The following is an 8971-nucleotide window of genomic DNA, read 5'->3' as shown; positions in this document are numbered from 1 at the left end:
GCGGCTCAAGTGGTCCAGTTCATCGACTGCGGTCGGAGCAAAGTCGACTGCCAAAACTTCGTGTCCACGCAAAGCCCATGCCTCGGCATCGTAGCCGAACCCGGCGCCGGGAATCAGCACAGAGCCGGTTGCGGGGCAGGAGGGGTGCTTGAAAAATTCAAGCAGGGCCGGAGTCGCCTTCTTGAAATTCCAGTAGTCCTTGCCTTCGGCATAAAGATTGTCCCAGAATTCCGGGAGGTTTTGCGTTAACATTTCTTACCTTCCTTTTTGTACGCTAATTGTCCACACGCAGCAAGGATATCCCTACCGCGTGGATTGCGGATCGTTATTTGAATTTCAGCAGCTCGCACGATGGCGAGAAAATCTTCCACCTCTTCGGGGGTGGGGGCGTGAAGCGTCGGGTCGTCGCCGTCGTTAAGCACGATGGCGTTCACCTTCACGCGGCGCGGCGCGCAAATGCGGATGAGCTCTTTGGCGGCCTTGGGTGTGCAGGTGATGTTCTGGATGAGCACAAACTCGAACGTCACATAATTATCGGTTCGACGGATGTAATCGTCAATGGCTTCTAAAAGTTTTTCGATGGGCCAAGTTTTATTCACTGGCATCACGGACGAGCGGTATTCGTTGTTCGTGCTGTTGAGACTTACGGCGAGGCAGCAGGGCGTATTGCGATCGACGAGCTCCTTGATTTTCGGGACAACACCCGAAGTGCTCACGGTCATGCGCTTCGCACCCATGTTGAAAAGTTTCTGGTTATGCAGCGTGCAACAGACGCGGTGGACGTTTTCAAGGTTGTTGAGCGGTTCGCCCATACCCATGAAGATGATGTTCGTGACTTGGGCCGTGCCGCCTTCTTCGTTCTTGAATCCGTTGTCCTTCAAGTACCAGTTGACGTTGATGATTTCTTCGAGGATTTCGCCTGCTTCGAGGTTACGCGTGAACCCCATCTTGGCGGTGCGGCAGAATGCGCAGTTCATGGCACAGCCGACCTGGGTCGAAACGCAAACAGAATAGCGACCGTTGGCCGGAATCATCACGGTTTCGATGTGGTGACCATCTTCGGTCTCGAAAAGCCACTTGACTGTCCCATCGACAGAAACAGAGCGCTGATTTTCCTTGAGACCGCAAAGCGTAAACTGTTTAGCCAGTTTTTCACGAAGTACAGGGGGTACGTTCACCATATCGTCGTAAGAACGCACCTGCTGGCAAAAAAGCCATTTTTGAATCTGGTCAGCGCGGTAGGGCTTTTCGTCAACGTCCCGAAGCCAAGCTTTGAGCTCGTCGGTTGTCAAAGTTTTTATATTGCGCTGCCATTCCATATCCTGTAAAGATAGAAAATTTTAAGCTTCTTGTTAAGGGCTAAGGCTTATGTACCCCTCTCGCTTTGCGAACGTATTCCATGCTTGGGCTGTTGTTTTCGGCTGTGCATCCGGTGGTTAAATCCGTAATACTCAAGCCTTGTTTCGCATGCCTTTGCCACAGAAGGTGCTGATAGATTCTGTCTAGTTCCACCATGAGCGAACTGATGCTAGTTTTGAGTGTTATTGCGAGCTGGGAGAGCGTATCGATGGATGGAATTCGTTTCCCGCATTCCATCTGCGATATGAACTGTCTCGAAATTCCTGATTCGATGGATAGAGAACGTTGTGTGTAACGTTGCTGCTGTCTGACCGAAATGAGGAGTAGCCTGATGGCTTCATGTAGTAAGATAGTCTCGTAATTCATTGTAATGAAATTTTAAGAAAATACATGATAATTTGGTGCATGCGATAGTTTGCAAAAAATGTTAATTCTTTGTTATTCTAACGAATTATTTTGATTTCATAATTGTTTAAGACATAATTTGACATTAAATTTTTATATACAAAAATATTTACCGTTGTAAACGAAATCGTTTTGGTGTGATAATTATCAAGGAACTTTTCGTGATTATTTTTATAATAAAGATTGTTTCATTGCTTTAAATAGGGAGCTGTAATGATTGATGTAAAAGGAAAATGGTGCCTTGTGACGGGTGGATGCCGTGGTGTCGGGCGCCTCATTGCTATAGAAATGGCGAAACTCGGTGCGAATCTTATTTTGCAAGGGCGCGACAAGAGCCATGCAGAAAAGGTGATTGCGGAGCTTACCCCGTATGGCGTGCAGGTGAAGGCTGTGGGCTGCAACCTCGAAAATGAAATGGAAATTGATGCTGCGTTAGCCGAGATTGATGCTTTCGGCGTGCAGGTCGATCTCGTGTTCAACAACGCTGGTCTCATGAGCCATTATTTTAGCGATTACCTCGCCAATACGATGGACGATTTCCGCCAAGCGATGGCGGTGAACTTCTTTGCTCCGATGAAGATTGCCTACTACTTTTTGCCGGACATGATCAAGCGCGGTTTTGGACGTATGCAGCTTACCACGAGCGGCATTGCCAATGAGCCGGAACTTGCCGCTTATGCCTGTGCCAAGGCCGCTCTCACGAAGTTCGTGAAGGATTTTGCCTGCAAGTTGAACGGCACGGACGTGATGATGAATGTGATGGATCCGGGCTGGCTCCGCACGGACCTTGGCGGCCCGAATGCACCGAATGCTCCGGAAACTGTTGTGCCTGGTGCTCTTGTGAGCGTGCTCCTTGACGATAAAAAGAGTGGCCGCTGGTTCAGTGCTCAGGATTATGTGGGTATGACTGTTGCCGATGCTGTTGAAGCTGGGCGCAAAGTCTCTTTTTCATCCTAATTTGATGCTTGCGCGTTTCAGGCGGTCATTGAGCGCCATGCCGACACCGGTGTTCGGAATCGGATCGACGAGAATTAAGTCGTACTTGGGGTCGTCAAGGTCGTGCATGAAGGCGTAAAGCTTTGAAGTCGCTTCGACCATGTCGCCTGTAGCAGACAAGTTTACTGTAGCGGGGATGGGGCCTGCTTGCGTTCCGAATGCAATGCGGACTGTATGTTCGGGCAGCGTGAAACTTGCGGGAATTTTGCCGTAGTAAAGCGGTACTTGTGGGCGGTAATGTGTGTCGCACTGGCCGGGGGCTAGCATCGGTTGGCCTGGTTTGGAGGTCGATTCCTTGATAGTGACATCGCCGAGAACTTTCGCGAACATTTCGGGCGTAATTGCGCCTGGGCGGAGGACTGTCGGCTTTTCGCCTGCAAGCGAGATGATGGAACTCTCTACACCGACGGAACAAGGGCCGCCATCGACAATGCCCGCGATGCGGTCGGCGAGCTGGGCGGCAACGTGCTCGGCGGTTGTCGGGCTCACATGCTTAAAGAGGTTTGCGCTCGGAGCGGCAAGCGGGAGTCCCGATTTTTTGATGATCGCTTGAGCTATCGGGTGGCTCGGGAAGCGCACCGCCACAGAGGGGAGTGCGCTTGTACAAAGGTCCGGGATGCAATCTTTTTTGGGGAGGATGATGGTCATCGGCCCCGGCCAATAGGCTTCGGCGAGCTTGTAGGCGCTATCGGGAATGTCTTTTGCGATGTCGGTAAGCTGTGCAATGTCTGCGATGTGGACGATTAGCGGGTCGAACGTGGGCCGTTCTTTGGCCGCAAAAATTTTGGCGAGCGCTTTGGGTTCAAATGCGTTGCCGGCGAGTCCATAAACCGTTTCTGTCGGGATGGCGACTACCTCTCCGTCTTTAAGGAGGCGGGCGGCTTCGCTTACACTTGTCCAAGGTGGAAATTTCATTTTGTGCTACCTACGGCACCAAAGATAGAAAAAAGAAGACCCCGGCACTATGGCCGGGGTGACAATTGTTTAGTCGGGATGATGGAGTAAACGTGGCGTTAGTCAAGAGTAAAATCCTAACTACTAACCAATGTTTACTGATTACTTCTATTATGCTTCAGTGGCGGCTGCTGGAGCTGCTGCCGGAGCCGGAGCTGCCTCAACGTTTTTTGGTTCGTCCTTGCGTCCGAAAGCAAATACCTGGTCGCAAGCCGTGTTGAAGCGCTTCCAGATCTTTTCGGAATGTTCGCGAGGAACGGCCCCGACTTCCTTCCACAAGCGGCGGAAATGCTTGACCTTGTTCATCGAGGCGACTACCGTTTGGTCATTCAAGTCGGTGAGCAGGTCTTCTGCCTGTTCGCAGAGGAGAATCTTCTTCTGCAAGTTATTCTGGCGAGCCTGTTCCTGAATGTCGAGTTGGTCGCGGCGGCGTGTGAAGAAATCGTCGCAAGCATCGCGGAATGCCTTCTGCAATTCGGCGTCGTCATTACCGCAAGAACCGAGCGTGCCCCATTCCTTCTGGATTTCGCGGACCGCATCGGCAAGCTGGTTGGAGCCTGCGCTTTCGGCGAACTGACGGACTTTTTCGATGGAGTCTTGCTTCTTCTTCTTGATTTCTGCTATCTTAGCTTGGAGTTCCGGATCGGATTCTGCCATCTTGGCGACAATCTTGTTCACGATCGCGTTGTAGCGGTCGTTGATTCCTTCGACGGCTTCTTTCGGAACCATGCCTACATTCTTCCATTCTTCGTCGATAGCCTTGTATGCATCGATGATTTCTGGAGTGATGTTGTCCAAGTCAAATGCTTCAAGCTTTTCGCAGATGGCCTGTTTCTGTTCCAAATTCTTCTGCTTGGCTGCATCCATTTCTTCAAAGTGGTTGCGCTTCTTTTCGAAGAAGGAATCGCAAGCGGTACGGAAACGTGTCCAGATTTCGTCGGATTTGCTCTTCGGTACAGGACCTGTAGATTTCCATGCTTCTTGCAACTGCTTGAGCTTGGTCGAAGTGGCGTTCCAGTCGGTCGAATCCTTGATCGCTTCGGCTTCGATGCAGAGAGCGACCTTCTTTTCGTAGTTGGCTTCGCGACTTTCGTCTTCGTGCTTCACATTTTCTTTATGCTGTGCGTAGAAGGCGTTCACGGCGTCCTTGAAGCGCTTGTTCAATGTGGCAAAAGCTTCCTTCGGCACCATGCCGATGTTCTTCCAGTTTTCCTGGATTTCCTGAACGGCCTTGAACTTGTCCTTCCAGAAAATTTCTGCGTTCGCGACGAGATCTTCGACTTTTTGGCAAAGTCCTTCCTTTTCAGTCAAGTTCTTTTGACGTTCTGCATTCTGTTCTTCGATGAACGGAGCGCAGTTTTCCTTGACCTTGTCAACGAGAGCTTGGAAACGATCCTTGTAATCCTGGAACTTGGCTGCCGAAATCGGGCCAATTTCACGCCATTTGCCGCAGAGTTCGCGGAACTTGGTCAAAACATCCTGGCTCGGAGTTTCCTTGGTGAGCGCGTCCATTTCTTCGATGATAGTGTCGCGATCCTTCTCGTTGTGCCAGTTTTCCCACTGCTGCATTTCTTGGAAACGGGAGGTGGCAATCTTGTATTCTTGCCAGAGATCGTGGTATTTGAACTTCTGTTCGCCGACGATTTCCTTCCATTCCTGATAAGTGTCGCGGAGAATTTTGTGAATTTCACGGAATTCCTGATTCTCGTCGATGTTCTGGATGCGTTCAATGAGGACGCGAAGCTTCTTCGAATTTTCTTCGACAATTTGCTGAGTCTTTTCGTTAAACGCAGAGATGAGTTCGTTCAACTTAGTGCGCAGTGCGTTGTAGGACTGAAGAACCGGGTCGTCGCCTTCGAGAAGCGGCATCTTTTCCCATTCGCGGACGATTGCATGCAAATGCTTGCCTGTATTTTCGTCGATTTCCGTGTCGGAGAGTGCTTGCAAACGTTCGAGAAGGCTCTTGCGGATTGTGAGTTCTTCTTCGTTCGCATTTTCGGATTCCGGTGTTGGAATTTCAATCTTCTTTGCTTCTTGCGTCTTGAAATAGGCGTTGTTGAAACGCTTGGTCGAGGCTGCGTCCATGATGGACTTGTTTGCGGTCCATTCCTCGATGATCGCATTCACGCGTTCGGCGTTTTCTTCGGTCGTGTTCGCTTCGAGCATGGATTCAAGTTCGGCAAGCGTTTCCGTCAAGTGCTGTATTTTGGCCTGCTTTTCTGCTGCTGCATTTTCGGCGGCAATCTTTTCGGCGTTCGCTTCGTCGTAGAACTTGTTGAAGCTTGCATAAATTTCGTTGAGCTTGTCGGCGCTCTCGCCCATGCCAAGTGCTTGAGCTTCTTTCATCAAGTCTTCAAATTGCGGCTTTGTTGCAATGGCATCTTTCTGAGCCGCAAGGAAGTGGGCTTGCTTAATCAAAGCTTCGCGCTTGCTTTGCAAAAGTTCTGCGGCTTTTTTGCCGTTGTCTTCGGCTTCACGTTTTGCACGAACTTTATCCGAAATCTTCTTGCGGACGGAACTGTGCTTGGAATTCTTGATGAGGTCTGCTTGCAAGGATTCAGAGACAACGCGGTCTGCCGCTGCCAGTGCGATTTCTTCGCTCACGTCACGGGTGGCGATTTGTGCAAGGAGAGACTGCTTGTTGCACAGATTGACCAATTCATGCTTGAGTGTTAAGTTATCCGTAGCCTTGAGTACGTCTTCGGCATAACGGGTGTCCTTGACTGCATTTATATACTCGCGAACTTCATCATCCAAGCTAGCTTCGTTAAATGCTTTTAGCTTTTTGACGATTTCTTCGAATGCTTTTGTTTCGGCCAAACGGCGTACACCAGAATCACTGTCGTTCTTAGAAATTTCCTGAAGTGTTTTGATAATTGCAAGTTTTTTGATTGCTGCCATTCTCACTTCAACATTATCATCGGAAAGGGCGACTCGTTCGACAATATCTTGACTATTGAGTTCATCCAAGTCGGCAATCGCTTCGATGCGCTTTGCAGGGTTGGAATGTTGCCATTTCGGTTTAAATGCGTCAAAAATGCTCATAATATCTCCAAAGGGTAGGCGGGGCTTTTCAGCTCCGTATAGCATAATCTAACTAAAAAAATGTTATGGTAAGAAAATTTTGTGCATTTTTACGCCTATTTGCATACAATAACTATCTTTGCCCCCGTGGCAAAGAGAATCCCCAAGACTTCTGCTCCAGAAATGGTCAAGGAACGCTGTAATTCGGCGCTTGTTTCGCTTTTTTGCGAGGTCTATATTCCGCTTGCGCCATCGGTCTTTACTTATGGGGTGCCCGAAAATGCAAACATTACTCGTGGAAGTGTCGTATGGGTGCAACTTGCCCGCCGTAAACCGATGCTTGCTTTGGTGAGCCGTGTGCATAGTGAAAAGCCGGCGTTTGATGTGCGTTATGCGTGCCCGCACGAATCCGGGTATGTCTTTTCCGAACGTTATATGGAATCGCTGGAGTGGGTCGCTAAGTATTATGTAAGTACGCCTATGCGTGCTTTGAACGTGTTTTGGCCAGCTGATTTCGACAAGTACCTCGATGCGTTGTTTGCTGAAAAAAAAGCTGAACCACGGGGCGAGGCTCTCTCTAATGGACCTGAAATGGCGGTTTGTTCGGACTTGCCCCCCTTGACAGACGAACAGAAGACGGCGCTTGCCAGTCTTGTAGAGGATTTGGACCGGACAGGTTTTCGCGGAACGCTCTTGCATGGTGTAACCGGTAGTGGCAAGACGAGAGTTTATCAGGAATTGGTGCGCGAGGCATTGGCTCGGAAAAAACGCGTGCTGATCTTGGTGCCCGAAATAGGACTTACTCCTCAGACGGCGGCTCGGTTTGCGGATTATTTGAATATTCCCGTGGTCGTGCTGCATTCGGCTTTGTCGGCTCCGAAAAAACGTGAAGGTTATTTGTCTGTGCTGGATGGTTCTGCAAATGTGGTTTTGGGAACTCGCAGTGCTATTCTTTCGCCGTTTGAATTTGATGTTGTTATTTTGGACGAAGAACACGATTCATCGTTTAAACAACAGGATCCGGCTCCACGTTACCACACACGCGACTTGGCGTTCCACTTGGCGCAAAAACATGGGGCGCTCGTCGTGCTTGGCTCCGCAACACCTTGCCTTGAAACGTACCGCAATGCGAAGGCGGGAAACCTCAAGCTTTTGACGCTCAAGAATCGAGCGACGGCGGCACCGCTCCCGGATGTGACGGTTGTCGATATGGGGAAGGTGCGCCAGCAAAAAGGCGTACTCATGTCTCCTGCTTTGCGTGAAGCGCTTTCGGATTGTATTGCGGGCGGCGACCAGGCGATTATCCTCATGAACCGCCGCGGTTATTCAAAAATTAGAGTTTGTACTAAATGCGGCGAAACGCTTTATTGTAGGCATTGCCATATTCCGCTTGTGTATCATAAACAGTACCATGCGTTGATGTGCCATTACTGTGCGGCTTTGTATCCTTTAGATATGCCGTGTCCATCATGTGGCGCTGAAACGTATGAATTTGTCGGTGGCGCGATTGAAAAGCTTGAAGAAGAAATTCATGAATGGGTTGCCGATGCCAAGGTAATTCGCATGGACCGCGATACGACGCAGAATGTGGGTTCTGTTGAAAAAATCCTGACATCGTTCAGGAATCGTGAGTACAACATTTTGCTTGGAACGCAGATGGTCGCGAAAGGTCACGATTTTCCGGGCGTAAAGCTAGTCGGGGTTGTCGGCGCGGATTCCGGGCTTGGCATTCCCGATTTTCGCTCTTCCGAAAGATTGTATCAGCTGTTGAGCCAAACTGCAGGCCGTGCGGGGCGTGCAGGGGGAGGCGGTCGCGTGTTCATCCAAACGCTAAACCCGACAGAACCCGTGATGCAATATGCCATACGCCATGACTTTGAGGGTTTTGCTGATCTTGAATCCTCAAACCGTGAGATGGCTTTTTATCCGCCGTTCTGCAAGTTGGTCGAAATCAGTTGCGGTGCGCGTGATGAAGATTTGCTCCGCGATACGGTAAAACGTCTGGAAGAAATTTTGCGCAAAGAATCGTCGATGACAGTGCTTGGACCTGTTGATGCGTTTGTCCCCAAAGTGCAAAACGTGTTTTGGGTCAAGCTTTATATTAAAACGCAAAATCTTTCGGCTGTGCGTAAGGTGCTTGCACCTATTCTCAATGCCGCAAAACCGTGGGTTCCCGGCGTAGAAATCAAAACAGAATTTGAATAAAACTCAGTATTGTTTGCCTAGTTGTTTT

Annotated in this window: 6 protein-coding genes and 1 pseudogene; 2 read left to right on the top strand and 5 right to left on the bottom strand. The window is 49.7% G+C overall.

The genetic code is table 11. From position 1 onward, the window contains the following. The 3 genes and pseudogenes from IKG78_RS19695 to IKG78_RS19685 form a co-directional block, all read right to left on the bottom strand. Window positions 1–252, bottom strand: a pseudogene (locus tag IKG78_RS19695) (thiopurine S-methyltransferase); the annotation flags it as partial. Further along, window positions 246–1319 (bottom strand): 23S rRNA (adenine(2503)-C(2))-methyltransferase RlmN, encoded by a 1074-nt coding sequence (gene rlmN / locus IKG78_RS19690; protein WP_290947175.1) that lies wholly within the window; start codon window positions 1317–1319, stop codon window positions 246–248. The pseudogene IKG78_RS19695 and the gene rlmN, both read right to left, overlap by 7 nt. A gap of 40 nt (window positions 1320–1359) precedes the next feature. Further along, window positions 1360–1725 (bottom strand): helix-turn-helix transcriptional regulator, encoded by a 366-nt coding sequence (locus IKG78_RS19685; RefSeq protein WP_290947172.1) that lies wholly within the window; start codon window positions 1723–1725, stop codon window positions 1360–1362. A gap of 252 nt (window positions 1726–1977) precedes the next feature. Between IKG78_RS19685 and IKG78_RS19680 the strand changes: the two genes are divergently transcribed. After that, the gene (locus IKG78_RS19680) at window positions 1978–2721 is read left to right on the top strand and encodes an SDR family oxidoreductase (protein ID WP_290947169.1); all 744 of its coding nucleotides are present in this window, start codon (window positions 1978–1980) and stop codon (window positions 2719–2721) included. Here IKG78_RS19680 and IKG78_RS19675 read toward each other — a convergent pair. Then, window positions 2713–3675 (bottom strand): L-threonylcarbamoyladenylate synthase, encoded by a 963-nt coding sequence (locus IKG78_RS19675; RefSeq protein ID WP_290947166.1) that lies wholly within the window; start codon window positions 3673–3675, stop codon window positions 2713–2715. The two genes, IKG78_RS19680 and IKG78_RS19675, sit on opposite strands and share 9 nt — an antisense overlap. A gap of 150 nt (window positions 3676–3825) precedes the next feature. After that, window positions 3826–6759 (bottom strand): DUF349 domain-containing protein, encoded by a 2934-nt coding sequence (locus IKG78_RS19670; RefSeq protein ID WP_290947163.1) that lies wholly within the window; start codon window positions 6757–6759, stop codon window positions 3826–3828. Window positions 6760–6885: 126 nt separating this feature from the next. Between IKG78_RS19670 and priA the strand changes: the two genes are divergently transcribed. Further along, the gene (priA, locus tag IKG78_RS19665; RefSeq protein WP_290947159.1) at window positions 6886–8943 is read left to right on the top strand and encodes a primosomal protein N'; all 2058 of its coding nucleotides are present in this window, start codon (window positions 6886–6888) and stop codon (window positions 8941–8943) included. Window positions 8944–8971: the final 28 nt, after the last annotated feature.

Source organism: Fibrobacter sp. (assembly GCF_017545445.1).
Taxonomy (GTDB): Bacteria; Fibrobacterota; Fibrobacteria; order Fibrobacterales; family Fibrobacteraceae; genus Fibrobacter.
Note: the sequence above shows the minus strand (reverse complement) of the source record. Positions and strands in the feature narration are given on the sequence as shown.

Coding starts and splice junctions, on each gene's coding strand:
- IKG78_RS19675 (WP_290947166.1), bottom strand. CDS start 3,675: ATGAAATTTCCACCTTGGACAAGTGTAAGCGAAGCCGCCCGCCTCCTT.
- IKG78_RS19685 (WP_290947172.1), bottom strand. CDS start 1,725: ATGAATTACGAGACTATCTTACTACATGAAGCCATCAGGCTACTCCTC.
- rlmN (WP_290947175.1), bottom strand. CDS start 1,319: ATGGAATGGCAGCGCAATATAAAAACTTTGACAACCGACGAGCTCAAA.
- IKG78_RS19670 (WP_290947163.1), bottom strand. CDS start 6,759: ATGAGCATTTTTGACGCATTTAAACCGAAATGGCAACATTCCAACCCT.
- IKG78_RS19680 (WP_290947169.1), top strand. CDS start 1,978: ATGATTGATGTAAAAGGAAAATGGTGCCTTGTGACGGGTGGATGCCGT.